Here is a 24,856-nt window from a genome sequence, read left to right on the forward strand (position 1 = left end):
CGCGTCGTCTGACTTCACGACTGCTGCGCAGCCGAACGCAGGCTTCGCCAGCTGCTACAGGTCGTGTTACGGCTTGATGGGTGTTTACTCGGCCTTTTCTTCCTGGGCATCCAGGGACTGGCGATAACTGTCCAGCGCATCGCCAAAGTCAGTGATGAATTGTGGGTCGGTCAGCCAGGCCTGGGCCGCGTCGCGGTCCATGCCGTCGGCCCACATGCGGTAGTCGATCAGCATGTCGGCGGCCAGGTGTGTGGCGGCCATGGCCTCGTTGTCGGCGTTTTCCAGGTCCAGCAGTTCTGGATGATCGCTGATGATTTCGGCGAGGTCTGACAGCAGGGTCAGGAGCATGTCGTTGCGGCTGGTAGCCTCGGCGTCACGCATTTTGCTGAACATGGCCAGGGTGTATTCCGGAATCGGCTCACCGGGTTCGCCCAGGTCATCGTCCAGTGCGGCGGGTTTTCTGCCGTGGATGTTGATTTGTTTGGCTTTGATCTTGGCGCGTTTGGCGCGTTTCTGTTGTTTGTTCAGGGATGCCATGGGTACTCAGTTCGATTTCTGTTGGTTTTGGGCTGCGATGGCGTCGGACGCCGCCACGTAGTCAGCCTGGAAGGCTGGGGATTCGATCCACGCCAGTGCGCCGGCTTCGTCCACTTCGGTGGACCATTGGCGATACTCGATCAGCGCGGCGACGATAAAGTCTGTGGCTGTTTCTTCGCCTTCCTGCTCCAGCACCAAAGCGAGCAGCGGGTGTTCAAGGAAGACCCTGCACATGGCTTGCTGGCTGATCTTTTGCGCGTCGATCATTTCTTTGAACAGGTCAGTCAGGTCCACCGATTCGAAGTCGATGCGATCGTCGTTCGGGTCCAGCTCCACCGGCGCGGCGGCCCGCTGGGTGCGGTTCTGCTTGGCCTTGGCTTTGGCGCGGGAAGCGCGTTTGTTCTGCTTGTTGGCGGAGGCCATGGGCGTCGTTCCGTAATTCGTTGAGAGGGCGCATCCATCAACTGCGTGGCACTCGCCGCCCAGGTGTGTCGGGGGCCAGCTCGCTGGTTCGCAGCCAGGACAATGCAATAGGCCATAGTGTGGCTTGGTATGCGCTGCGAAAAAAGGCGAAATGTCCGACTTCTTCTTCGCCGATATCTTCGGGGTCGATTCGCAGGTGAGTGTTGGTACTCCCAGTGAAGTAGCCGAGCAGGCGTTCGATGGCCTTTGCGGCTAGCCACTCACGACAGTCCTCACGCCGTTTATGAATAATCCACCCAGGCTTATCTGAGCCTCTGCTTGAGTAGCCGCTCCTCAAGCACCGCCCATTCCCGATCCAGTTCCGTACGAAGTTCTTCCTCACTCGGCAGCACCAGTCTGTAGGTGCTGGCGAACAGTTGTTCGTTGCCTTGCAGCACTGAATAGCGCACCACCGATTCATCTTTTTGCGCGCAGAGAATGAGGCCGACGGTGGGGCTATCTTCCGGTCCGCGCTTGAGGTCGTCATACATGCGTACGTACATGTCCATCTGGCCGACATCCTGGTGGGTGAGTACGCCGCGTTTGAGGTCGAAGATGACGAAGCACTTGAGCAGGTAGTTGTAGAACACCAGGTCGATGTAGAAATCTTTGCTCTCGGTACTGATGCGTTGCTGGCGAGCGATGAAGGCGAAGCCTTTGCCCAGTTCGAGCAGGAAGCCCTGGAGTTGATCGATCAAGGCTTGTTCAAGTTCGCTTTCCTGGATCAGGCCCGCGTTAGGTATACCGAGAAACTCCAGTAGCACGGGGTCACGGATGAATTCCCGAGGGCTGGCGTTCATTTGCTGGATGTTGGTGTCGGCTTCCTGTTTGACGCCAGCCCGGTCGCGGCTCGCCAGCAGGCGTTCGTAATAGAGGGTATTGATCTGGCGCTCGAGGGCGCGACTTGACCAGTTCTGCAGAGCGGATTCGTTCATGTACCAGTGGCGAGCATTGTCGTTGTCGACTCGTAGCAGTCTGCGGTAGTGGGTCCAGCTCAATTCGTGACGCAGTGCGTCACGAATTGGGAATGCTTGGTAGAACAGGCGCATGTAGCGAAGATTGGAAGCGTCAAAACCTTTCCCGAACTGCTCCGTCAGTGCTTTCGCCAGCGTCGATAGCAACTGCTTGCCATACACCGCCCGTCGAGCGCCTTCCTGCTCGAACTCCACAATATGCCGTCCGATCTGCCAACAGGTTTGCACCTGAACGGTATCGACCGCTCGCAGCACCTTCTGACGCGCTTCGCGGATCAGCTCGCCAAGATTGCCGAGCAGTGAAGTGATCTGTGGATCTTGAGTGTTACCAGGTTTGAGGGAGCTCATGAGATTTTCCGCGGCTGTAGGAAACGAGCGGAAGAGGATGGCAAAAGCGTGATGGTCCGCGATGCCGGGCGCGGCTGGTAAATCGGAAGGAAATAGCGGATCCGTTTGCAGGACCGTGCCGACCGAAGGGGGTGTTGAAGGAACAAAAGGCGTAGTCCGATTCGTAGTAAACCCAAGTTTGAATCGATCTAAAACTTGAACATTCGGTAACAAATCTAAAAAGAGTAACGATTGGGTTCTGCGTAACCCGGGAGTCGTCATCATGAAGAACGTCCATTCATTCATGCTGTCCATTGCCGCCGTCGGCGTAATGATGTTTCCAGTCGTGCCTAGCGCCGCCAGTCTTGAACCGATCGACAGCACAGGCGTGCAAGTCCAGCAGCAACAGCAAAACGGGATTACTTACCTGTCCGGGGGGATTGGAGAGGATGAGGCTCGAGCCATTCAACAAACGCAGGGCTATAACCTGCACATGACCTTCGCTACCGGCGTGGAGAACAAATATGTTCCGGATGTGAATCTTGTCATTCAGAAAGACCCAGGGCAGCCCGTGTTGACCCTGAGCGAGGCCGGACCGCTTGTTTACGTCCAGCTGCCACCTGGCAAGTACACCGTCATCGCGACACGCCATGGTGAAGAGCGGCGTGATACGGCAGAGGTAGGAAGTGGTGCTGCGCGCAATCTGGTCTTCCATTGGGGCAGTGAAAACTAGCCGAAGAGAACGACTTGCGCGATGCCTGAGTCAAATTGCAGGCATAAAAAAACCCTGAATCTTGCGATTCAGGGTTTTCGGTATTTGGTGCCCAGAGACGGAATCGAACCGCCGACACGGGGATTTTCAATCCCCTGCTCTACCGACTGAGCTATCTGGGCAACGGGGCGCATTAAACGGGTTTTTCAGGGGGGCGTCAAGCAAGTTTTCAAAAAAAATTTAATTATTACCGTCGCTTACGATCCGACCCCCGAGAAAGCGGGATTATTCCGCCGGCGGAACGTAGCCTTCGGCCTTGGCGTATTCCTCGCCGGAAAAGAACTTGTCCATCTCGCCCTGCAGATATTTGCGGTCTTCGGCGTTCATCATGTTCAGGCGTTTTTCGTTGATGAGCAGGGTCTGGTGTTTCTGCCAGTCGGCCCAAGCCTTGGCCGAGACGTGGTCAAAAATGTCCTGACCTTTTGCGCCCGGAAATGGAGCGCGCTCCAGGGCTGGCAATTCTTCTTTGTACTTGCGACACATGATGGTGCGGGTCATGACGACTCTCCTGCGTTCAATACGGCGGCCGCGCGTTCGAGCAAGGTTTTGACCGGGGCGGCAAGGCCCAGGCGCGGCGGGGTGGCGAGGTTATACCAGAGCCAGTCGGCCTCGGCCACGTGATGGCCGGTCTCCTGGACCTGAACCAGCCAGGGTTCGATGGATAACTGAAAGTGGCTGAAGGTGTGCACCAGGCTCGGCAGTGCCTGTTGGTGGCCCAGTTCAAGCGAATGCTGCGAAGCCAGATGTTGCAAGTCGTTGAGATCGTCGAGTTCCGGCAGGCTCCAGAGACCACCCCATAGGCCCGTGGAAGGGCGACGGTAAAGCAGAATCCCCCCTTCGCCATTGGCGAGCATCGGCATCAGCGTGCGCTTCTGCGGCACGGCTTTACGCGGCTTGGGGATCGGGTAGCGGGTTTCCAGGCCAAGCATGTGCGCCTCGCAGCCCTTTTCCAGCGGGCAGAGCAGACAACTCGGCTTGCTGCGGGTACAGAGCGTAGCGCCCAGATCCATCATCGCCTGGGTGTAGGCATTGACCCGATCATGTGGCGTAAAGCGCTCAGCATTGGCCCACAGCTGTCTGGCAACCTTGGGCTCGCCCGGATAACCCTCTTGTGCGGTAAAGCGCGCCAGCACCCGTTTGACGTTGCCATCGAGGATCGGCGCCCGCAGGCCCATGCTCAGGCTGGCAATCGCGCCGGCGGTGGACAGGCCGATACCCGGCAGCCCGGTGAGCTTCTCCACATCACGGGGAAACTCGCCGCCATATTCGGCAACGACAATCTTCGCGGTCTTTTGCAGGTTGCGCGCACGGGTGTAGTAACCGAGACCGGTCCACAGGTGCAGCACTTCGTCTTCCGGCGCGGCGGCCAGGGCTTCGACCGTTGGCAACGAAGCCATGAAACGGTCGAAGTAGTTCAGCACAGTGCTGACCTGGGTCTGCTGCAACATGATTTCCGAGACCCACACACGGTAAGGGGTGATGCCCTGCTGCCATGGCAAGTCATGGCGGCCATGGCGGTCGTACCAATTCAGCACCGCCATTGAAAACTGCTCGGCTCTCATTGCTTGAACAGTCCCTTGAGCGCGTTTTTCAGTTCCGGGCTGACTTTATCGCCAAGCTTCTCGTCGATTTTTTCACTGATCCGCTCGCCAGCCAGTTTGCTTGCGACTTGCTTCATGCGTTCGTTGTCGAGACGGCAAGCCTTGGCACCCAGTTCCAGCGGACCACGGCAGCGCAGTGGCCACTCGATGCCGACGAAGCGCTCGCTGACCTGACAGGCCGGGTCCGGCATGTCGCTCTTGTCGCCTTCGACGATCACGCCGACGCGGTAATCCATGCCTAGCACCCGCAGGTCGATGTCGCCATTCGCGTTGACGGTCATGCCCGGGATGCGCACTTTCAGGTCGGGGTTGCTTGCCACGCCGTTGTGGAAGGTCAGGTTGCCCTTGAGTTCTTCGAACGGTGTGTCCTTGCCCCGTGGCTCGCCGGTGAGGGTTTTGCGATTCAGGGTGGCGATGCCTTTGCACAGCTGCTGTTCAAGATTGGCATTGAGCAATACGCCGTTGTTGATGACGAAACTGGCGTTGCCGTTGAGGTTATCGATCAGCACGCTCTGGCTGTTGCCGCTGCTGGTCAGTGCGCTATCGAGCGTAACCAGGCCTTGGACCGGTGGATTTTTGCCCTGGCTTTCGAGGATTTTTTCTACAGGCACTTTGCTGATACGCGTCTGCATGTTCAGCGCCGGCACTTGCTGGCGCACGTCCAGAGTCCCTTTGGCTTCGAAGTTGCCGTCGTACAGGTCGCCGCGAAGATTCTCCAGCGTCAGCAGGCCGCCAAGGCCTGTGGCCTTGAGGGCAGCATTCTGAATCGGCAGTTTGTCGAGGGTCAGCTGGCCGAAGGTCAGGTCGGCGTCCACGTCGAGTTTGCTCAGACGCTCTACCGGCAGCAGACGCTCGGTGCTCCACGGGCCTTTGGTCGGTGAGGGTGGCAGCGGTGAACTGCCGGCCCCAGCCATGGCCTCGCTCTCGGTGTTGGCCACTTCGGCCTGACGCACTTGTTTTGCGCTGTTGGCTTCGGCGGATTTTGGCGGCAAGTAACGATCGACGTTGAAGGTGTCAGCCTTGAGGCTCACTCGTAGCGATTGCTTGGCGAAGTCCTCGACAGCGATGCGGCCGCTGAAAGTGCTGTCGTCGAGTTTCAGGTTGAGGCTGTCCAGGGACAAACGGGTTGGCGTGGCGGCAACCTGGCTTACCAGCTCGACTTTGCTCAGGCTGCCTTCGGCCATCGGCGGGAGTTTCTGGCCGATGCTGTCGATAAATTTCGCCAGATCGAATTGAGCAATCGACAAGCCGCCGCTGATTTGCGGAGTCTTGTCCAGGTCGTTGGCCTTCAATTCACCCAAGGCGCGCAGCTGGTTGGCGGAGATTTTGATGCCGGTCCATTCGGCGACGTTAGCGGCCCTGTCCAGCAGCAATTGACCTTGAGCGGCGAAGGTCATGGTCTTGCCTTGCAATGGATCGCCAGCGACTTCGCCGGACAGTTTCATGTCTTCGAATTTGTAGCGCTGCAGCGCACGCTCGAAACGCAACTCGCCGGCCAGCTCGGTCCGTACCCGCAGAACCGGTTGGTTGGTACCCAGAAACGCGGTGAGCTTGACCGGGATGTTGGTCGAGTCATGAACCGGGCCAGTGCTCAGCTGGATGCTTTCGGCGCTGAACTGCTTGCCGGTTCTTTCGTCTCGGTATTCAACGCGGGCGTTGTTGACGGTCAGGCTGTCGATGTCCAGGCGGATCGGCTGGGCCGGTTTTTCTGCCTGAGCGGTAGTCGCTGGCGCAGGTTCGCCGGCCGCGGCGGGTGGCGTGGCCGAAGTGTTCGGGGAGGCAGAGGCCGGGGCCTTGCCGATGTCTTCCCAATTGCCGTGGCCATCCTTGTCGCGGTTGAGGCGCAGGTTCAGACCTTCGACGCGCACATCGCTCATCTGCACTTCGCGGCGCAGCAACGGAATCACCCGGACCGACAGGCCGAGCATCTGCAAGTCGGCGAACGGTTCCGCAGGCTTGGCCAGGGTCGCAACGCTGGCTTCGTGCAATTCCAGGCCCAGCCAGGGAAACAGGCTCCAGCCGATATCGCCATTGAGCGTCAGCTCGATGTGGGCCTTGTCGCGGGCAATCTGGCGAATCTCGTCTTTATAGTCGTTGGGATCGAAGAGGTGGGTCAGGGCAAAGCCCAGCGCCACAATGATCAGCAACAGCCCGAGAAGTACCAGACCCAGGATTTTGCCGAACGCTTTCATGGGCGAGTCCTTGTATTAGTCGAATTCGAAATTTAGCCGGGGAGTATAGCGCTGCGAAGTGGCCGACCGGTCAGCGATCATCTCGGCAGCTCATCCAGCGCTACCTTCAGCTTAGCCGCCAGCGCTTGAGCTTCGAGGTGCCCGGCAGGCGCCAACAGCCGCAATGTTGCGCCCGATGTCGAGGCCATTTTTTGCGCCTCGCTCACCAGGCGTTCTGCAACCCCCCGACGACGGGTGATTTTTCGTACGCATAAATGGGACAGATGCCAGACATCCTGGTGCCGTTGCAAGCGTGCCGCACCCAGCAGCCGATCGTTGAAGCGTCCGGCGATCAGCGAACCGTCGCGCAGGCAGTCTTCGATCAACTGCCTATCCCCTGTGAAAGGTGCAAACAGCCAGTGCGGAGCATCGCGATAGATTTTCTGCAGATCTTGCTGATCCTGATAAGTGGCTTCGTTCAGCAGCTCGACAACGATCGGCATGGCGCTTCCTTTGAAAAGTTAATCCGCGTGAAACCTATTTTTTGCGGTTGTACGAGAACAGACGACATCGAAAAAGGTGATATCACTTTGGTTTTTCTGTCACCTGCAAATGGTAACCTCTGCCCGTTCGTCTGCCCCTTCTGCGACGCGATGTCGCACCAGAATGGAGCTTCACCTAAAAAAAGTCATGCCTGCGTGCATTAAGGCCGGGGGTGAAGAACGGCTGGCGAACAATACTAATAATTGGGGGAAACACCATGACTACGAGCATCACGGCGGACGGCTTTGCCGACCAGCCCGCGTTCCTGTCCAAGGAGCGCATCATCGCCAGGCCCGGATTCAACCGTTGGCTGGTACCACCCGCCGCACTGGCCATCCACCTGTGCATTGGCATGGCCTATGGTTTTTCGGTGTTCTGGCTGCCGCTGTCCAAAGCCCTGGGCGTCACCAAGGCTGTGACTTGCGCGCCGGACATGAGCTTCATCGCACAGGTCTTTTCGTCTCAATGCGACTGGCCGATTTCGATGCTCGGCTGGATCTACACCCTGTTCTTCATCTTTCTCGGCTGCTCGGCTGCGATCTGGGGCGGCTGGCTGGAACACGCAGGGCCACGCAAGGCCGGTGTGGTGTCGGCATTGTGCTGGTGTGGCGGTCTGCTGATTTCGGCGCTGGGGGTCTATACCCACCAGATCTGGCTGATGTGGATCGGCTCCGGGGTCATTGGCGGTATCGGCCTGGGCCTGGGTTACATCTCGCCGGTCTCGACCCTGATCAAGTGGTTCCCGGACAAGCGTGGCATGGCGACCGGCATGGCGATCATGGGCTTCGGTGGTGGCGCGATGGTTGGCGCTCCCCTGGCTGCGGCGTTGATGGGGCACTTCGCTTCGCCAACCAGCGTGGGCGTATGGCAGAGCTTCCTGCTAATGGCCGCGATTTATTTCGTGTTCATGATCGGTGGCGCGCTGTCTTACCGCGTTCCGCCAACCGGGTGGAAGCCTGAAGGCTGGACTGCGCCGGCGAAAAAAGCTTCGAACTCGATGATCACCCACCGTCATGTCCATGTGAATGTGGCGTGGAAAACCCCGCAATTTCGTCTGGTGTGGCTGGTGCTGTGCCTGAACGTTTCGGCGGGTATCGGCATCCTCGGCATGGCTTCGCCGCTGTTGCAGGAAGTCTTCGCCGGTAAATTGCTGGGCACCGACCAGACGTTTGGTCAGCTGGACGCCGGGCAACTGGCCTCGATCGCAGCGATTGCGGCCGGTTTCACCGGTTTGCTGAGCCTGTTCAACATTGGTGGCCGGTTCTTCTGGGCTTCGTTCTCGGATTACCTGGGTCGTAAAAATACTTATTTCGTGTTCTTCGCCCTCGGTTTCGCGCTGTACGCGCTGATCCCGAACCTCGGTCATCTGGGCAACGTCGCGCTGTTCGTGGCGGCGTTCTGCATCATCCTGTCGATGTACGGCGGCGGTTTTGCGACGGTGCCAGCGTACCTGGCGGACCTGTTCGGAACGCAAATGGTCGGTGCGATCCACGGTCGTTTGCTGACAGCGTGGGCGGCGGCCGGTGTGTTGGGGCCGGTGTTGGTGAACTACCTGCGTGAATATCAGCTGAGCCTGGGCGTTGAGCGCGCTGCGGCTTACGACATCACCCTGTACATCCTTGCGGGCCTGCTGGTGCTGGGTTTCATCTGCAATCTGCTGGTGCGCCCGGTGGCCGACAAGTACTTCATGACCGACGCTGAACTGGCGGCCGAACAGGCGCTGGGCCATGACAAAGGTGCTGACGCCAGCACCGTGCTGGAGTGGAAAGCGGATGCGGGCACCAAGCCATTGGCGGTGGCGGCATGGCTGGTGGTGGGGATTCCGTTGGCGTGGGGTGTTTGGGTGACGCTGCAGAAGACGGCGGTGTTGTTCCATTAATAACCTCGCGCCCGAGATCTCGGGCGCGCTGCAATCCCTGTAGGAGCGAAGCTTGCTCGCGAAGAACGATAATGCGGTCTGTCTGGTATATCGCCTTCGCGGGCAAGCCTCGCTCCTACATGTCTTTACAAGTATATCCCCGACAGCAGGGGATTCACTCCGTCAGTGATATCACCTCTCGTGTTTCTGTTTAGCGCCCGCGACCCTATAATGGCTGCCTTTTTCGCCCCAATGATTTTTGCGGAGCTGGTGATGGCCGAACGTATGGCGTCTGTCGAGCGCGACACTCTGGAAACCCAGATCAAAGCCTCGATCAACCTGGATGGCACCGGAAAGGCCCGATTCGATATCGGTGTACCTTTTCTTGAGCACATGCTGGACCAGATCGCCCGTCACGGGCTGATCGACCTGGATATTGTCAGCAAGGGCGACCTGCATATCGACGACCACCACACGGTGGAAGACGTCGGTATCACTCTGGGTCAAGCCTTCACCAAAGCCATCGGCGACAAGAAAGGCATCCGTCGCTATGGCCACGCCTATGTGCCGCTCGATGAAGCGCTGTCGCGTGTGGTGATCGACTTCTCCGGCCGTCCTGGCCTGCAGATGCATGTTCCTTATACCCGCGCGACCGTCGGCGGCTTCGACGTTGACCTGTTCCAGGAGTTTTTCCAGGGCTTCGTCAACCACGCCAACGTCACCCTGCACATCGACAATCTGCGTGGGCACAACACCCACCACCAGATCGAAACCGTGTTCAAGGCTTTCGGCCGCGCCCTGCGCATGGCCGTGGAGCTGGATGACCGCATGGCCGGTCAGATGCCGTCGACCAAAGGCGTTCTGTAATGCAGACGGTCGCGGTTATCGATTACGGCATGGGCAATCTGCACTCGGTGGCCAAGGCCCTCGAGCACGTCGGTGCCGGCAAGGTGCTGATCACCAGCGATGCCGATGTGATCCGCGAAGCCGACCGGGTGGTATTTCCCGGTGTTGGCGCGATTCGCGATTGCATGGCGGAGATCCGTCGCCTGGGCTTCGATTCGCTGGTGCGTGAAGTCAGCCAGGACCGTCCGTTCCTTGGCATCTGCGTGGGCATGCAAGCCTTGCTCGACAGCAGCGAAGAGAATGATGGCGTGGACTGCATCGGCCTGTTTCCGGGCCAGGTGAAGTTCTTCGGCAAGGATTTGCACGAAGACGGTGAACACTTGAAAGTGCCGCACATGGGCTGGAACGAAGTGAAACAGACGGTGATTCACCCGCTGTGGCACAACATTCCGGACCTGGCGCGTTTCTACTTCGTGCACAGCTACTACATCGCTGCCGGCAATGCGCGGCAGGTGGTGGGTAGCGGTCACTACGGTGTCGATTTCGCCGCAGCGCTGGCCGATGGCTCACGTTTCGCCGTGCAGTTCCACCCGGAGAAGAGCCATACCCATGGCCTGCAATTGCTGCAGAACTTCGCTGCGTGGGATGGTCGCTGGTAAATGGCCGTCAAGAAGAAGCCGCCGATCCTGAGCCTCACTCCCGAACAGGAGAACGAGGCCAATCACAAGATCAAACGCTTCATGGAAGACCGCTTCGAGCTGGACCTGGGTTCGTTCGAAGCGGCTGAAATCCTTGAGCTGTTTACCCGCGAAATTGCCCCGCACTATTACAACAGGGCGATTTTCGATGTGCAGACGCACCTCAAAGAGAGGTTCGAAAGCATCGAAAGCGACCTGTGGGCGCTCGAGAAAGAATAGGGGCAGCTTCAAGCCGCAAGCTTCAAGCTGCAAGAATTGGTACACCGCTCGCTTGCAGCTTGTAGCTTGCAGCTTGCCGCTCTTTGACGAAGGAAAAGCATGCTAATTATTCCCGCTATCGATCTTAAAGACGGAGCCTGTGTTCGTCTGCGCCAGGGCCGCATGGAAGATTCCACGGTGTTCTCCGATGACCCGGTGAGCATGGCTGCCAAATGGGTGGAAGGCGGTTGCCGCCGTCTGCATCTGGTCGACCTGAACGGTGCTTTCGAAGGCCAGCCGGTCAACGGCGAAGTGGTCACCGCCATCGCCAAGCGCTACCCGAACCTGCCGATTCAGATCGGCGGCGGTATCCGCTCGCTGGAAACCATTGAACACTACGTCAAAGCGGGCGTGAGCTACGTGATCATCGGCACCAAAGCCGTGAAAGATCCGGCTTTCGTTGCGCAAGCCTGCCGCGCGTTTCCGGGCAAAGTGATCGTCGGTCTGGATGCCAAAGACGGTTTTGTCGCCACTGACGGCTGGGCAGAAATCAGCACCGTTCAGGTGATCGACCTGGCCAGGCAATTCGAAGCCGACGGTGTGTCCGCAATCGTTTATACCGACATCGCCAAAGACGGCATGATGCAGGGCTGCAACGTTTCGTACACCGCCGCTTTGGCCGCGGCGACGAAGATCCCGGTGATCGCTTCCGGCGGTATCCACAATCTGGGTGACATCAAGTCGCTGCTCGACGCCAAGGCGCCAGGCATCATCGGCGCCATCACGGGCCGGGCGATTTATGAGGGTACGCTTGATGTGGCAGAAGCTCAGGCTTTCTGTGATAACTACGCGGCCAGCTCCAAGCTGTAAGCTGCAAGCCGCAAGTTAAAAGCGCGACCGCGATCCGCTTTACTTGCAACTTGTAGCTTGAAGCTTGCAACTCTTAATCGGAGATTAAGCCCATGGCTCTGGCCAAACGCATCATCCCTTGCCTGGACGTGGATAACGGCCGGGTGGTCAAGGGCGTCAAGTTCGAGAATATTCGCGACGCCGGCGACCCGGTGGAAATTGCCCGTCGTTACGATGAGCAAGGTGCCGACGAGATTACCTTTCTCGACATCACCGCCAGCGTTGATGGTCGCGACACCACGCTGCACACCGTCGAACGCATGGCCAGCCAGGTGTTCATCCCGCTGACCGTCGGCGGCGGCGTGCGCACCGTGCAAGACATCCGCAACTTGCTCAATGCCGGTGCGGACAAGGTCTCGATCAACACCGCAGCAGTGTTCAACCCGGAATTCGTCGGCGAAGCGGCTCAGCATTTTGGTTCGCAGTGCATCGTGGTCGCCATCGACGCGAAGAAAGTATCCGGTCCGGGCGAAACCCCGCGCTGGGAAATTTTCACCCATGGCGGTCGCAAGCCAACCGGCCTGGACGCCGTTGAGTGGGCGAAGAAAATGGAAGGCCTGGGTGCCGGCGAAATCCTGCTGACCAGCATGGACCAGGACGGTATGAAAAACGGCTTCGACCTGGGCGTTACCCGCGCCATCAGCGATGCGCTGGGGATTCCGGTGATCGCATCCGGCGGTGTCGGCAATTTGCAGCACTTGGCCGACGGCATCCTCGAAGGCCATGCCAGCGCGGTGTTGGCGGCGAGTATTTTCCACTTCGGCGAATACACCGTGCAGGAAGCCAAGGCCTACATGGCTCATCGCGGCATTGTGATGCGTTAAACAGGCCAGTGGACAGCATGGCGGGCTCAAGGCACTCTTGGGCACGCCATGGATTCCGGTAGCCCGACATGTTTAAACGTCTTCTTCTTGTCCTCGCCAGCGCTTCTCTGTTGTTCATCAACGGCGTTCGCGCCGACGAAAACCCCGGTCCCGGCCTGGTGTTGCTGACGGAAAACTTCCCGCCGTACAACATGGCGAAAAATGGCAAGAACTTCGCTCAGGACGAGAACATCAATGGCATCGCCGTGGACATCGTCCGTGAGATGTTCAAGCGCGCCAACATCACCTACAGCCTGACGCTGCGTTTCCCTTGGGAGCGAATCTACAAACTCGCCCTGGAAAAACCCGGTTATGGCGTGTTCGTGATGGCGCGGTTACCGGACCGCGAGAAGCTCTTCAAATGGGTCGGCCCTATTGGCCCGGATGACTGGATCATGCTGGCCAAGGCCGATAGCAAGATCACCCTCGAGTCGCTGGAGCAGGCGCGCAAGTACAAGATCGGCGCCTACAAGGGCGATGCAATTGCCGAGACGCTGGCCAAGCAAGGATTGAAACCGGTTGTTGTGCTGCGGGATCAAGACAACGCGAAAAAACTCGTCAACGGCCAGATCGATCTGTGGGCCACCGGTGACCCGGCAGGCCGCTACCTGGCGCGCCAGGAAGGCGTGAACGGGCTCAAGACCGTGCTGCGCTTCAACAGCACCGAGCTCTACCTGGCGCTGAACAAAGACGTACCGGACGAAACTGTCGCCAAGCTGCAAGCCGCGCTGGATCAATTGCGCAAGGAAGGCTGGGTGGACGAGATCATGTCGCGTTATTTGTAGCGTTCCATGCCCAACCTTGTGCCAATGTTGAAGCGCACCCGCTCGCAATGAGGGCGTACCCGTCGGCATCAATGTTGCCTGATACACCGCCATCGCGTGCAGGCTCGCTTGATGTTGTGGTGTAGCAAATTAGCGGTAAACCCCATCCTTGCCATGTGCCGCCGTCGCGCGATTGCCGCGCACGCTGATCATTTGCTGAATATCGATCCAGTCGATGCCCTGAGCCTTGAGCTTGGGCAATTCTCGTTCAAGCACCGCCAATGTCTGCGGGTACGGATGCCCGATCATCACCGCAGAACCCTGCTTGCGCGCCAGGCTGATAGCCGTTTGTAGCTGAGTGAAAATCGCGGCTTCAGTGGGTTCGTCATCGAGGAACACATCCCGCGAAACGCTCGCCAAACCGATTTTCTGCGCCTCGGCGGCGGCCACGGTTTGTGCACTGGTGCGGCTGTCGACGAAGAACTTGTGTCGACGCTGCAAGTCGGCCATCAGCCAGGCCATGGCCGGTTGCTGGGCGGTCATGCGGCTGCCCATGTGGTTGTTGATACCCGCGGTATATGGCACAGCCTTGAACGCCGCGTTCAAGCGTCTCTCGAGTTCTTCGATGGGCAACTCGGGATGCCAGGCGAACGGCCCGGTGGCCGGGGCCATGGGCATGTGCAGCATGACGATCTTGCCGGCACGATGGGCTTGGCGGGCGACCTCGGCGGCGTGGGGGGTGTCGGGCATGATTGCCGCGGTGACCGGGCCGGGCAGCGCCAGCACGCGGCGATCCTGAGGCAGGTTTTGCCCCAGGTCATCGATGATCAGGCTCAGATAAACCTTCGCCGGTGTGGCCGCCGTCGTGGCAGGCGCCGCGTAAACGACGCCCGCCAGACAACACAGCAGGCCGAAGAGCAACCGCAGACGCACCTCAGCGGCCAGACGTGATGCTCAGTCCTTTGAGCAGGCTCAGGGCCTGGGCCAACTGGTAATCGTCATCCTGCGGCATGGCCTTGGGCTTGCCACCGGAACCGGTCGGTTTATCGGCGCCGCCGTTGCCATTGCCCAGGTGACCTTGCAGATCGGCCTCTTTGAAGTATTCACCGTCCTGCTCGTTGGTGATCTTGGCCCTGCGCACTTCGATGTCCGGGACGATGCCCTGAGCCTGAATCGAGCGGCCGTTCGGCGTGTAATACAGCGCCGTGGTGATTTTCAGTGCGCGCTCGTTGTTCAGCGGCAACACAGTCTGCACCGAGCCTTTGCCAAAACTGGCGGTGCCCATGACCACGGCGCGTTTCTGATCTTGCAGGGCGCCGGCAACAATTTCCGAGGCCGAGGCGCTGCCGCCGTTGATCAGCACGACCATTGGCACGGCTTCGCTTTCGTCCTTGCCGGTGGCGGAGAAGCGCAACTCGGAGTTGGCGATACGGCCCTTGGTGTAGACGATCAGGCCTTTGGTGATGAAATGGTCGACCACTTCCACCGCCGATTGCAGCACGCCGCCCGGGTTGTTACGCAGGTCGAGGATGATACCGCTGAGTTTCTTGCCGTTGTCTTTGCGCAGCTTGGCCAGGGCCTTGGAGACCTCTTCGCCGGTCTTGACCTGGAACTGGGTGATGCGGATGTAGCCATAGCCGGATTCCAGCAACTGGCTCTTGACGCTCTTCACTTGAATGATGGCGCGGACCAGGGTCACATCGAACGGCGCACCGCCGTCGCGTACCAGGGTCAGGGTGATCTTCTGGCCGATCTTGCCGCGCATCTTGTCGATGGCCTCGGTCATGCTCTGGCCGCGAGTCGGCTGGCCGTTGATCTTGACGATGAAGTCGCCAGCCTGAATGCCCGCCTTGGAGGCCGGGGTGTCATCGATGGGCGAAACCACTTTGATGAAACCGTCTTCGGCGCCAACTTCGATACCCAGGCCGCCGAATTCGCCGCTGGTGCTTTCCTGCAACTCAGCGAAATCTTCCGGGCCAAGGTAGGCGGAGTGCGGGTCGAGGTTGCTGAGCATGCCTTTGATGGCGTTTTCCAGCAGGGTCTTGTCGTCCACCGGTTCTACATAGGCTGCCTTGATCCGGTCCATGACTTCAGCAAAGGTGCGCAACTCGTCCAGCGGCAATGGCGCCTTGGTGGTCGCAGCAGTGCCTGCAGGTGCGATCGCCGGGGCAGGCTCAGCGGCAAACGCCAACGGCGCACCGATCACCAAGGCGATCGTCAGGGCCAGCGAGGTAAGGCGAGACAAATACAGCATGTCGAACGAACTCCTAATGTAGGTGACTCAACGCCTATCCTTGCGCGCGACACCATTGCGCCGGATCACTTGGGTGACCCTGCTGACGAATAGCGAAATACAGTGCTGGAGTGTCCTGTCCGCCACTGTTACCGACAGTGGAGATGGACTCACCGGCTTTTACCACGTCACCCGCCGATTTGAGCAGCGTCTGGTTGTGACCATAAAGACTCAAGAAACCGTTGCCATGGTCGAGGATCACCAGCAACCCGGCGCCTCGCAACCAATCGGCAAACACCACGCGGCCACCGTGAACGGCATGCACCTGGCTGCCGGCGGAGGCACTGATCATTACGCCGTCCCATTTGGTTCGGGCATCGTCGCCACGGCTTTCACCGAAGCGCGCCAGCAGTCGACCATCAACCGGCCATGGAAGTTTGCCGCGGGTGGAAGCAAAGGGGCCGCCAAAGGTTTCGCCTGAACTGGAAACCAATGCGCCGGGTGTTGATTTAACGGTTTTGCGTGGGGCGTCAGTAGCATCTGCTTCAGCCTGAGCCTCACGTAAACGCTTTTTTTCCGCTTCCTGCTGGGCGATCAGCGCTTTTTGCCGCGCCTCCTCTGCCTCTCGGGCCTGACGAGCCAGGGTTTCTTCAATGGTTTTAAGGACTTTAGACAGATCCGCCTGATCCTGCTCGCGCGCCGCCAGTTTCTGATCGCGGGCCTTCATGTCTTGGCTGAGTTTGGCCAGGACTTGCTGGCGCTCCTTGCGGACCTTGTCCAGTTCGTCGCGCTGGCTGTCGAGGCTGCTTTTCTGTACCAGCAGTTGCGCCTGCTGCATGGCGATGTCTTTTTCGACATTGGCCAGTTGGCGCAGGGTTTCGTTGAAATTCTTCAGCTGCTCCAGGCGGGCCTGGCTCAGATAATCGTAATAGGTGAGGGTGCGCGCGAATTTTTCCGGGTTCTGCTGGTTGAGCAGCAGCTTGAGGTATTCCTGACGCCCATTCTGATAGGCCGCGCGGGCCTGGATGGCGATCAGTCGCTGCTGTTCAATGCGCGCGCTCTGGAGTTTTTTTTTCTCGGCATCGAGTCGCTGCAGCTCGGATTCGCTTTTCTGCAGCTCTTTTTGCAGGGCTTCGACCTGCTTCTCGAGCTTGCCCATCTCGGTTTCGGTGCCCTTGAGGTCTTTCTGCACCCCGGATTTTTCTTCCTGGAGTTTACCCAGCAATTTTTTCAGCTCGGCAATGTCCTGACGCGTGGCGTCCAACTGTTGTTGGGTTTGCGTGCGCTCGTCGGCGAAGGCCGGTTGAAGCAGGCAAGTCAGGGCAAGGGCTATCAGGACGCGAAGCATAGAGGCGGGCGACACCAGGGAAAGGGACGGCCTAGTATGCCCGCCAAGCGCAGCAAAAAAAACGCCCAATTGGGGCTGTGTGATAACTGGACAGAAAAACACCGAAAACCAATGTGGGAGCGAGCTTGTGTGGCGAGGGGGCTTGCCCCCGTTGGGTCGCGAAGCGGCCCCCAAATCTGCAATCGCGGTGCATCAGATACACCGCATGCAATGGTTTTACGACTGCTACGCAGCCGAACGGGGGCAAGCCCCCTCGCCACACAGGCTCCCACAGGTATGGCGTCGTCAGATGGATCTGATCAGACCAGAATCGAAGTGCCAGTCATTTCCGCTGGTTTTTCCAGCCCCAGCAACATCAGCATGGTCGGCGCGACATCCGCCAGTACACCGCCGTCGCGGACCTTGAAGTCACGCTTGCCAACATAGATGAACGGCACCGGCTCGGTGGTATGCGCGGTGTGCGCCTGACCAGTGGTTTCATCAGACATTTGCTCGACGTTGCCATGGTCGGCGGTAATCAGGGCTTCGCCGCCGACTTTTTCCAACGCATCGACGATGCGACCGACGCACAGGTCCAGGCATTCGACCGCTTTGACTGCCGCGTCGAATACACCGCTATGGCCGACCATGTCGCCGTTGGCGTAGTTGACCACGATCACGTCGTAACGCTGGTTTTCGATGGCGTCGACGATGCGGTCGGTGACTTCCGGGGCGCTCATCTCCGGCTGCAAGTCATAGGTGGCGACTTTCGGCGACGGGACCAGGATGCGTTCTTCGCCCGGGAACGGTTCTTCGCGACCGCCAGAGAAGAAGAACGTCACGTGAGCGTACTTTTCGGTTTCGGCGATGCGCAGCTGCGTCTTGCCATTTTTTGCCAGGTAATCGCCCAGCACGTTATCCAGGCTGCCCGCGGCGAAGGCCGACGGCGCGGGGATGCTGGCGGCGTATTGGGTCAGCATGACGAAACCGGCCAGTTTAGGCTGGCGAGCGCGTTCGAATTCCTTGAAATCGTCTTCGACGAACACGCGGGTCAGTTCGCGGGCACGGTCGGCGCGGAAGTTCATGAAGACTACGGCGTCGCCGTCTTCGACTTTCACCGGCTCACCGATGCTGGTGGCTTTGACGAATTCGTCGCTTTCACCACGCTCGTAAGCGGCTTGCAGGCCTTCCTGTGCGGTGGCGGCGTTGAATTCGCTGGCGCCATCGACAATCAGGTTGTAAGCCTGGGACACGCGATCCCAGCGGTTGTCGCGGTCCATGGCGTAGTAACGGCCAATGATGCTGGCGATCCGGCCTTTGCCGAGTGCCTGGAAAGTCGCGTCCAGCAGCTCGATGGACGATTCCGCGCTTTTCGGCGGTGTATCGCGACCGTCGAGGAAGGCGTGCAGGTAGATTTTTTCAGCGCCGCGCTTGAAGGCCAGTTCAGCCATGGCGACCAGGTGATCCTGATGGCTGTGAACGCCGCCATCGGACAACAGGCCCATGAAGTGCACGGCTTTGCCGGCAGCAACGGCTTTATCCACCGCGGCGCAGATGGTCGGGTTCTCGAAGAACTCGCCGTCGCGGATCGCTTTGGTCACGCGGGTGAAGTCCTGGTACACCACGCGGCCGGCGCCGAGGTTCATGTGACCGACTTCGGAATTGCCCATCTGGCCGTCTGGCAAACCGACGTCCATGCCGCTGCCCGAGATCAAACCGTTCGGCACGGTTGCCCACAAGCGGTCCAGTACGGGCTTCTTCGCGGCATAAATGGCGTTGGATTCAGGGCTCTCACTGTGACCGAAGCCGTCGAGAATAATCAGGACCAAAGGTTTAGGCGTGGTAGTCATGGAATCCACTCGTGGCTGAATTAAAAGAGGCGATGGAAAAGGGAGTGGCAGTTTAAAGCCAAGTTCAATCCACGTCACCGCCAGACGGGGTTTGGCCCACTCTAGGGGCTGTGTATACTGGCCGACATTTTAACGCCCTGGAACCTCCTTCGATGGTTGCTAACCTGATTCAATTCGCCACTAACCACTATCTGCTCGTCGGTCTCTTCGTTGTACTGCTGGCGTTGCTGATCGCTTATCAGATGCAAGGCGGCGGCCGCAGCCTGAGCACCGGTGAACTGACCGGGCTGGTCAACAAGGATGCAGGCGTGGTGATCGACATCCGTTCGACCAAGGATTTCACCGCTGGTCACATTGTTGGCGCGTTGAACATTCCTCACGACAAACTGACCGCTCGCGTCGGCGAACTGGAAAAACACAAGGCCAAGACCATTATCCTGGTCGACGCCATGGGCCAGACTGCCGGCACCCATGCCCGCGAATTGATGAAAGCCGGCTTCACCGCCGCCAAACTGTCCGGTGGTATTTCCAGCTGGAAAGCCGACAATCTGCCGCTGGTGAAATGAAATGAACCACGTCGTCGTCTATTCCAGCGATTACTGCCCTTATTGCTCGCGAGCCAAATACCTGCTCGAGAACAAAGGCGTAGCCTTCGAAGAGATCAAGGTCGATGGCAAGCCGCAGGTGCGTGCCGCGATGGCTCAGAAAGCCGGACGAACGTCCGTGCCGCAGATCTGGATCGGCAACACCCACGTTGGCGGCTGTGATGATTTGTTTGCCCTGGAGCGCGCCGGCAAGCTCGACGCCTTGCTCCAGGCCTGACTGCCTTACTTGAAATAGCCAACCCTACAAGACCCGAGATCAGAAAGGATCTGAGATGACTGACCAACAGAACACTGCAGCTAGCGAAGAAGAAACCGCACCGCAATTCTCCTTGCAGCGCATCTACGTACGCGATTTGTCCTTCGAAGCCCCGAAAAGCCCGGCGATCTTTCGCCAGCAGTGGGAGCCGAGTGTCGGTCTGGATCTGAACACTCGCCAGAAGGCTCTGGAAGGCGACTTCCACGAAGTCGTGCTGACCCTGTCGGTCACCGTGAAAAACGGTGAAGAAGTGGCGTTCATCGCTGAAGTTCAACAGGCCGGGATCTTCCTGATCAAGAACCTGGACGATGCTTCGATGAGCCACACCCTCGGCGCGTTCTGCCCGAACATCCTGTTCCCGTACGCTCGCGAGACCCTGGACAGCCTGGTGACCCGCGGCTCGTTCCCGGCCCTGATGCTGGCCCCGGTGAACTTCGACGCACTCTACGCACAAGAACTGCAACGCATGCAGGCGGCTGGCGAGACACCGACCGTTCAGTAAGCGTCGATGCAGTAATGAAAAAAGCGCCGTAACAGGCGCTTTTTTCATGGGCGGGAGATGATCGTTCCACGCTCTGCGTGGGAATGCAGCCCGTGACGCTGCGCGTCACACGGGTGCCAGGCTCGACGCCAGTGGTGCTGCTGGAACGCGGAGCGTTCCTTGAGGCATTCCCACGCAGAGCGTGGGAACGATCAGACGTGGGCTTACTTGAACCCGAGCTGGCGCCAGCCTTCGTAAACGGCGACGGCCACGGTGTTGGACAGGTTCAGGCTGCGGCAGCCTTCGCGCATGGGCAGCCGCAGGCGTTGTTCGCCGGGCAGGGCCTCGAGCACTTCCGCCGGCAAGCCACGACTTTCCGGGCCGAACAGGAAGGCATCGCCCTCGGCGAAGCTGGCGTCATGAAATGGCCGCGAGCCCTTGGTGGTAAAAGCGAACAGCCGAGGATGGCCGAGGCTTTCCAGACAGCTGGCCAGGTCTGCGTGACGCTGCAGGGTGGCATACTCATGGTAATCGAGGCCGGCCCGGCGCAGACGCTTGTCGTCCATCTCGAAGCCCAGCGGTTCGATCAAATGCAGGTGGCAGCCACTGTTGGCGCACAGCCTGATAACGTTGCCGGTATTCGGCGGAATTTCTGGTTGGAAAAGGATGACGTGAAACATGCACGGCTCCGAAGGTAAAGATGACGGGTATTCTACGCCGCCAAAGGACCCTCGTTCGAAACTATTCCCAAGGGTAATGGCTTCGCTGGCGATTGTCGGGGTGATGGTGGGGCTGATGATCGGTCGCCTGACCGCGCCCGACCCCAGCGTATTAGAGCAAGTCGAGGTGACAAGCGATGGGCTGGTGGTGTGGTTCAACAACGAACCGGAAACCCACGGCGAGATAGTCGACGGCAGCGTGGCGCTGTTATTCAAGGCTGAAGGTAAGGCGCAGAAAGGTCAGCTCAAGCTCAACGGCAGAGACGTGAACTGGCGAACGCGATTGAGTGACGGGGGATTGTTGCTGACGGTGGTGGCGGCCCGTCCGCTGCAGGGCGAGTGGGCCGGTAGCGAGGTCGATGACCGCTGGCGGCTGGAGATCCATCTCCGGGAGCAATAAAAGAGGGAATCCCCGGCCTGCCTGTACCAAGGTTCCCAAAACGGGAGGGCTTCGCGCATGGCGTCGTAAGCCCGGTGTAAAGAGGGAATCCCCGGCCTGCCTGTACCAAGGACCCCAAAACGGGATGGGCTCGTCGCGATTGCGTTAGGAGCCCGGATGTAAAGAGGGGAATCCCCGGCCTGCCTGTACCAAGGCCCCCGAAACTGGGTAGTGAATCAAATCACTGATTGGACTAATGCAGGGGGCGTGCCAGGTTTTAACAAGTTGAAACAGAATGTTGTGCTGAAACGTCGAAAGCCCCGTATTCCGGGGCTTTCTTGTTTCTGCGAGAGGGGTTCGATTGCGAACGCAAGCGGGATTTCAGATCGGTTGCCGTGCGCGATTGCGGTTCACGATGCATTGACGCGGTGCACGGAAGGGTGGTGGTGATCGTTCCCATGCTCTGCGTGGGAATGCAGACCGGGACGCTCCGCGTCCCCCTGCCGAAGCGGACGCAGAGCGTCCATTGAGGCATTCCCACGCAGAGCGTGGGAACGATCAGGTGGGGGGATTAACCCTCATCTCCCTCATCATCATCCCCACCATCCACCTTCATCCCCAATTCCTTGATCTTGCGCGTCAAGGTATTGCGGCCCCAGCCCAGCAAAACGGCAGCGTCGCGGCGGCGGCCGGCGGTGTGTTTGAGGGCCGTCTCGATCATGATCCGCTCGAAAGCCGGAACGGCGCTGTCGAGCAGGCTCGATTGACCGCGAGCCAACGCCTGATCGGCCCATTGACGTAGCGCTTGCTCCCAATTGGTCACCGGTGCGGAATCCTGCGGCAGGCTCAGCAGCTCTGGCGGCAAATCGCTGATGTGCACTTCGCGACCCGAAGCCATCACCGTGATCCAGCGGCAGGTGTTCTCCAGCTGACGCACGTTGCCGGGCCATGGCAGGTTCTTCAGGTATTCCTCGGTTTCGCTTTTGAGCAGCTTCGGTTCCACCGCCAGTTCTTGGGCGGCACGGCTGAGGAAATGCTTGGCCAGGGTCGGGATGTCTTCACGACGGTCCGACAGCCGTGGAATATGGATGCGGATCACGTTGAGGCGATGGAACAAGTCCTCACGGAATTTTCCGGCATGCACCAGGGTTTCCAGGTTCTGGTGAGTCGCGGCAATGATTCGCACGTCGACCTTCACCGGCACATGACCGCCGACACGGTAGAACTCACCGTCCGCCAATACCCGCAGCAGACGCGTCTGAGTGTCCGCTGGCATATCACCGATTTCATCGAGGAACAGCGTGCCGCCGTCAGCCTGCTCAAAACGCCCGCGACGCAGGTTGGCCGCGCCGGTAAAAGCGCCTTTTTCATGGCCAAACAGCTCGGACTCCATCAGATCCTTGGGGATCGCCGCCATGTTCAGCGCAATGAACGGCGAAGCCGCCCGTGGGCTGTGACGGTGCAGCGCGTGGGCAACCAGTTCTTTACCGGTGCCCGATTCGCCGTTGATCAGCACGGTGATGTTGGAGTGGCTCAAGCGTCCGATGGCGCGAAACACTTCCTGCATCGCCGGGGCTTCGCCGATGATTTCCGGGGTGCGGGTCAGCGTCGGGACGACTTCCAGGCCTTGCTGTTCTTGAGCGTGCTGGTTGGCGCGCTTGACCAGCGAGACGGCTTCGTCGACATCGAAAGGCTTGGGCAGGTACTCGAAAGCGCCGCCCTGATAAGACGCGACAGCGCTGTCCAGATCGGAGTGCGCAGTCATGATGATGACCGGCAGTCGTGGGTGCTGTTCCCGAATCCGTGCCAGAAGGTCCAGGCCGCTGGCGCCCGGCATGCGGATGTCGGAGATGATCACGTCCGGCTGCTGGCGCGCCAGGCGGCTCATCACGCCATCGGCGCTGTCGAAGCTTTGCGTGGTCATGCCTTCCTGCTGCAAGGCTTTTTCCAGGACCCAACGGATAGAACGGTCGTCATCGACGATCCACACGGTTTCACTACGGCTCATGTCGATGTGGCTCCTTGTTCCAGTGGCAGAAAGATCGAGAACGTGGTGTGGCCTGGATGGCTTTCACATTCGATCAGGCCCTGGTGCTGGCTGATGATGTTCTGGGTAATGGCCAGGCCCAGCCCGGTACCGTCCGGGCGACCGCTGACCATGGGGAAGAAGATGGTTTCCTGCAGATCGGCGGGGATTCCCGGGCCGTTGTCGATGATTTCGATCTTGGTCACCAGGCGATGGCGCACATGACCGATGGTGAACTGGCGCATGGCGCGGGTACGCAAGCTGATGCGGCCGAGGCGCAGCTCGTTCTGGCTGCTGATGGCCTGCATCGCGTTACGCACAATGTTCAGCACGGCCTGGATCATTTGTTCGCGATCGATCAATACATCCGGAATGCTTGGGTCGTAGTCACGCACCAAAGTGATGCAGCCCTGGCTTTCTGCCTCTACCAAGTGACCCACGCGTTCCAGCACTTCATGGATATTGCACATGGCCAATGACGGCAGTTTGTTGGAGCCGAGCATGCGATCCACCAGATTGCGCAGGCGATCGGCTTCTTCAATGATGACGTTGGTGTAATCGCGCAGGCTTTCTTCCGGCAATTCACGGGCGAGCAACTGAGCCGCGCCGCGAATCCCGCCGAGCGGATTCTTGATTTCGTGGGCGAGGCCGCGTACCAGCATTTTGCTGGTCTCCTGCTTCGACAGCTGCGCCTCTTCCTTGGTGATCCGCAACAAGCGGTCACGGGGGTGAACCTCCAGCAACAGCAGCGTATCGCCATTGCTCAGGATCGGTGTCACGGCGTAGTCGACGGTCAGGGTCTGGCCAGTGAGCGCGGTAAGCATCGCTTCGCGCTTGGTAAACGGGTGCGCCTGCTGGACTGCCTGGCGCAGGGAATTCAGCGCCTCGGTGGATTCGGTGAACAACTCACTGATGAACTGCCCATGGCTTCGCTGGCCGCTGATGGCCAGCAGCATCTCCGCCGCCGGGTTCATGTACTCAAGGCGCAGGTCGGCGTCGAGCAGAATGGTTGCGGTGGTCAGGTTGTCGAGTAGCAAGCGGTGTAGTGCGTCGCTAATGGTCATCAGGACCTCTTTTGGAGCGGAGCGCGCGCAAGAAACAAGCGCCGATACGGGGAAAATGCAAAAACCAAACCAAGGCTCCGAAAAGAAGCGTTTAGAGCCTGAAACAGGCGTTTGACGCTCGTTTGCGTGGCGTTCTGCCAGCTTTTGCGGGTATTTTCGAACCAAAATGGGTTGCGTGATGAGTACTGTGCACTCTATTGCACCAATATAGTGCGCAAACTTGAGCGAAGTAAAAGAAGCAGAAGAGCCCGTGCCAAGTACAGAACTGTGGCGAACAACTTTGAGCGACGAGAATCCTGTGGGAGCGGGGGGGGGGGGGGGGGGGGGGGGGGGCGGGGGGTGGGGGGGTTGGGGGGGGGGGGGGGGGGGGGGCGCGCCCCCCCCCCCCCGGAT

Annotated in this window: 25 protein-coding genes, 1 tRNA gene and 1 pseudogene; 11 read left to right on the top strand and 16 right to left on the bottom strand. The window is 59.3% G+C overall.

The window, feature by feature from the left end:
* Window positions 1-84 precede the first annotated feature (84 nt).
* The 4 genes and pseudogenes from FHW68_RS14810 to FHW68_RS14820 form a co-directional block, all read right to left on the bottom strand.
* Window positions 85-537 carry a hypothetical protein gene (locus FHW68_RS14810; protein ID WP_183681045.1) on the bottom strand — a complete coding sequence of 151 codons (453 nt, stop codon included), beginning with the start codon at window positions 535-537 and terminating at the stop codon, window positions 85-87.
* A gap of 6 nt (window positions 538-543) precedes the next feature.
* Entirely contained in the window at window positions 544-960 is a 417-nt protein-coding gene (locus tag FHW68_RS14815; RefSeq protein ID WP_183681047.1) for a hypothetical protein, read from the bottom strand.
* Window positions 961-997: 37 nt separating this feature from the next.
* Window positions 998-1,204 (bottom strand): annotated as a pseudogene (locus tag FHW68_RS27295) (alpha/beta hydrolase); the annotation flags it as partial.
* 58 nt (window positions 1,205-1,262) lie between these two features.
* The gene (locus FHW68_RS14820) at window positions 1,263-2,321 is read right to left on the bottom strand and encodes a YhcG family protein (RefSeq protein WP_183681049.1); all 1,059 of its coding nucleotides are present in this window, start codon (window positions 2,319-2,321) and stop codon (window positions 1,263-1,265) included.
* A gap of 262 nt (window positions 2,322-2,583) precedes the next feature.
* On the opposite strand from FHW68_RS14820, the gene FHW68_RS14825 reads away from it, so the two are divergent.
* Window positions 2,584-3,033 (top strand): hypothetical protein, encoded by a 450-nt coding sequence (locus tag FHW68_RS14825; protein ID WP_095634197.1) that lies wholly within the window; start codon window positions 2,584-2,586, stop codon window positions 3,031-3,033.
* Window positions 3,034-3,118: 85 nt separating this feature from the next.
* Here FHW68_RS14825 and FHW68_RS14830 read toward each other — a convergent pair.
* The 5 genes from FHW68_RS14830 to FHW68_RS14850 all read right to left on the bottom strand — a co-directional run bounded on the left by FHW68_RS14830 (window position 3,119) and on the right by FHW68_RS14850 (window position 7,347).
* Window positions 3,119-3,194, bottom strand: a tRNA-Phe gene (locus tag FHW68_RS14830).
* A 103-nt stretch (window positions 3,195-3,297) separates the two neighbouring features.
* The gene (locus FHW68_RS14835) at window positions 3,298-3,570 is read right to left on the bottom strand and encodes an oxidative damage protection protein (RefSeq protein WP_007897448.1); all 273 of its coding nucleotides are present in this window, start codon (window positions 3,568-3,570) and stop codon (window positions 3,298-3,300) included.
* Window positions 3,567-4,634, bottom strand: a complete 1,068-nt coding sequence (gene mutY, locus FHW68_RS14840) for an A/G-specific adenine glycosylase (RefSeq protein WP_095634198.1) — start codon at window positions 4,632-4,634, stop codon at window positions 3,567-3,569. The genes FHW68_RS14835 and mutY overlap by 4 nt, the downstream gene beginning before the upstream one ends.
* Complete coding sequence (locus tag FHW68_RS14845) at window positions 4,631-6,865, bottom strand: AsmA family protein (protein WP_095634199.1); 2,235 nt, start codon at window positions 6,863-6,865, stop codon at window positions 4,631-4,633. Before FHW68_RS14845 ends, mutY begins: the two co-directional genes overlap by 4 nt.
* Window positions 6,866-6,942: 77 nt before the next feature.
* Window positions 6,943-7,347 carry an acetyl-CoA sensor PanZ family protein gene (locus FHW68_RS14850; protein ID WP_095634200.1) on the bottom strand — a complete coding sequence of 135 codons (405 nt, stop codon included), beginning with the start codon at window positions 7,345-7,347 and terminating at the stop codon, window positions 6,943-6,945.
* Between the two features lie 257 nt (window positions 7,348-7,604).
* Here FHW68_RS14850 and FHW68_RS14855 point away from each other — a divergent pair, with 257 nt between their 5' ends.
* The 7 genes from FHW68_RS14855 (at window position 7,605) to FHW68_RS14885 (ending at window position 13,544) form a co-directional block, all read left to right on the top strand.
* Window positions 7,605-9,266 (top strand): OFA family MFS transporter, encoded by a 1,662-nt coding sequence (locus tag FHW68_RS14855; RefSeq protein ID WP_183681051.1) that lies wholly within the window; start codon window positions 7,605-7,607, stop codon window positions 9,264-9,266.
* Window positions 9,267-9,518: 252 nt separating this feature from the next.
* Window positions 9,519-10,112: an imidazoleglycerol-phosphate dehydratase HisB gene (gene hisB, locus FHW68_RS14860; RefSeq protein WP_007939452.1), complete on the top strand. Its 594-nt coding sequence runs from the start codon at window positions 9,519-9,521 to the stop codon at window positions 10,110-10,112.
* Window positions 10,112-10,750 carry an imidazole glycerol phosphate synthase subunit HisH gene (hisH, locus tag FHW68_RS14865; protein ID WP_018929214.1) on the top strand — a complete coding sequence of 213 codons (639 nt, stop codon included), beginning with the start codon at window positions 10,112-10,114 and terminating at the stop codon, window positions 10,748-10,750. Before hisB ends, hisH begins: the two co-directional genes overlap by 1 nt.
* A complete protein-coding gene (locus FHW68_RS14870) occupies window positions 10,751-11,008 on the top strand; it encodes a DUF2164 domain-containing protein (protein WP_095634202.1) in 258 nt (85 codons plus the stop codon). It abuts the gene before it with no gap.
* A 99-nt stretch (window positions 11,009-11,107) separates the two neighbouring features.
* Window positions 11,108-11,857: a 1-(5-phosphoribosyl)-5-[(5-phosphoribosylamino)methylideneamino]imidazole-4-carboxamide isomerase gene (gene hisA / locus FHW68_RS14875; protein ID WP_095634203.1), complete on the top strand. Its 750-nt coding sequence runs from the start codon at window positions 11,108-11,110 to the stop codon at window positions 11,855-11,857.
* A 92-nt stretch (window positions 11,858-11,949) separates the two neighbouring features.
* Window positions 11,950-12,720, top strand: a complete 771-nt coding sequence (hisF, locus tag FHW68_RS14880; RefSeq protein ID WP_007897430.1) for an imidazole glycerol phosphate synthase subunit HisF — start codon at window positions 11,950-11,952, stop codon at window positions 12,718-12,720.
* A 68-nt stretch (window positions 12,721-12,788) separates the two neighbouring features.
* On the top strand, window positions 12,789-13,544 hold the full coding sequence (locus FHW68_RS14885; RefSeq protein ID WP_095634204.1) for an ABC transporter substrate-binding protein: 756 nt from the start codon (window positions 12,789-12,791) through the stop codon (window positions 13,542-13,544).
* A 129-nt stretch (window positions 13,545-13,673) separates the two neighbouring features.
* Here the strand turns inward: FHW68_RS14885 and FHW68_RS14890 are convergent, their stop codons facing one another.
* From FHW68_RS14890 to gpmI, 4 genes are all read right to left on the bottom strand, one after another.
* A complete protein-coding gene (locus FHW68_RS14890) occupies window positions 13,674-14,456 on the bottom strand; it encodes a divergent polysaccharide deacetylase family protein (RefSeq protein ID WP_095634205.1) in 783 nt (260 codons plus the stop codon).
* A 1-nt stretch (window position 14,457) separates the two neighbouring features.
* Window positions 14,458-15,777, bottom strand: a complete 1,320-nt coding sequence (locus tag FHW68_RS14895; protein ID WP_095634206.1) for a S41 family peptidase — start codon at window positions 15,775-15,777, stop codon at window positions 14,458-14,460.
* 34 nt (window positions 15,778-15,811) lie between these two features.
* Complete coding sequence (locus FHW68_RS14900; protein ID WP_095634207.1) at window positions 15,812-17,104, bottom strand: murein hydrolase activator EnvC; 1,293 nt, start codon at window positions 17,102-17,104, stop codon at window positions 15,812-15,814.
* Window positions 17,105-17,403: 299 nt separating this feature from the next.
* Entirely contained in the window at window positions 17,404-18,933 is a 1,530-nt protein-coding gene (gene gpmI, locus FHW68_RS14905; protein WP_095634208.1) for a 2,3-bisphosphoglycerate-independent phosphoglycerate mutase, read from the bottom strand.
* 152 nt (window positions 18,934-19,085) lie between these two features.
* Here gpmI and FHW68_RS14910 point away from each other — a divergent pair, with 152 nt between their 5' ends.
* The 3 genes from FHW68_RS14910 to secB are packed head-to-tail and all read left to right on the top strand — an operon-like array spanning window position 19,086 to window position 20,296.
* Window positions 19,086-19,499, top strand: a complete 414-nt coding sequence (locus FHW68_RS14910) for a rhodanese-like domain-containing protein (protein ID WP_095634209.1) — start codon at window positions 19,086-19,088, stop codon at window positions 19,497-19,499.
* Between the two features lies 1 nt (window position 19,500).
* Window positions 19,501-19,755, top strand: coding sequence for a glutaredoxin 3 (grxC, locus tag FHW68_RS14915; protein ID WP_095634210.1), 255 nt, complete (start codon window positions 19,501-19,503; stop codon window positions 19,753-19,755).
* Window positions 19,756-19,810: 55 nt separating this feature from the next.
* Window positions 19,811-20,296 (top strand): protein-export chaperone SecB, encoded by a 486-nt coding sequence (secB, locus tag FHW68_RS14920; RefSeq protein WP_007897410.1) that lies wholly within the window; start codon window positions 19,811-19,813, stop codon window positions 20,294-20,296.
* A gap of 203 nt (window positions 20,297-20,499) precedes the next feature.
* Here secB and FHW68_RS14925 read toward each other — a convergent pair whose 3' ends face one another.
* The 3 genes from FHW68_RS14925 to glnL all read right to left on the bottom strand — a co-directional run bounded on the left by FHW68_RS14925 (window position 20,500) and on the right by glnL (window position 24,463).
* Window positions 20,500-20,955 (bottom strand): tRNA (cytidine(34)-2'-O)-methyltransferase, encoded by a 456-nt coding sequence (locus tag FHW68_RS14925; protein WP_095634211.1) that lies wholly within the window; start codon window positions 20,953-20,955, stop codon window positions 20,500-20,502.
* 989 nt (window positions 20,956-21,944) lie between these two features.
* Window positions 21,945-23,381 (bottom strand): nitrogen regulation protein NR(I), encoded by a 1,437-nt coding sequence (ntrC, locus tag FHW68_RS14935; protein WP_018929202.1) that lies wholly within the window; start codon window positions 23,379-23,381, stop codon window positions 21,945-21,947.
* Window positions 23,378-24,463 (bottom strand): nitrogen regulation protein NR(II), encoded by a 1,086-nt coding sequence (gene glnL / locus FHW68_RS14940; protein ID WP_095634213.1) that lies wholly within the window; start codon window positions 24,461-24,463, stop codon window positions 23,378-23,380. Before glnL ends, ntrC begins: the two co-directional genes overlap by 4 nt.
* Between the last annotated feature and the right edge of the window lie 393 nt (window positions 24,464-24,856).

Source organism: Pseudomonas sp. Tn43, assembly GCF_014192635.1.
Lineage (GTDB): Bacteria > Pseudomonadota > Gammaproteobacteria > Pseudomonadales > Pseudomonadaceae > Aquipseudomonas.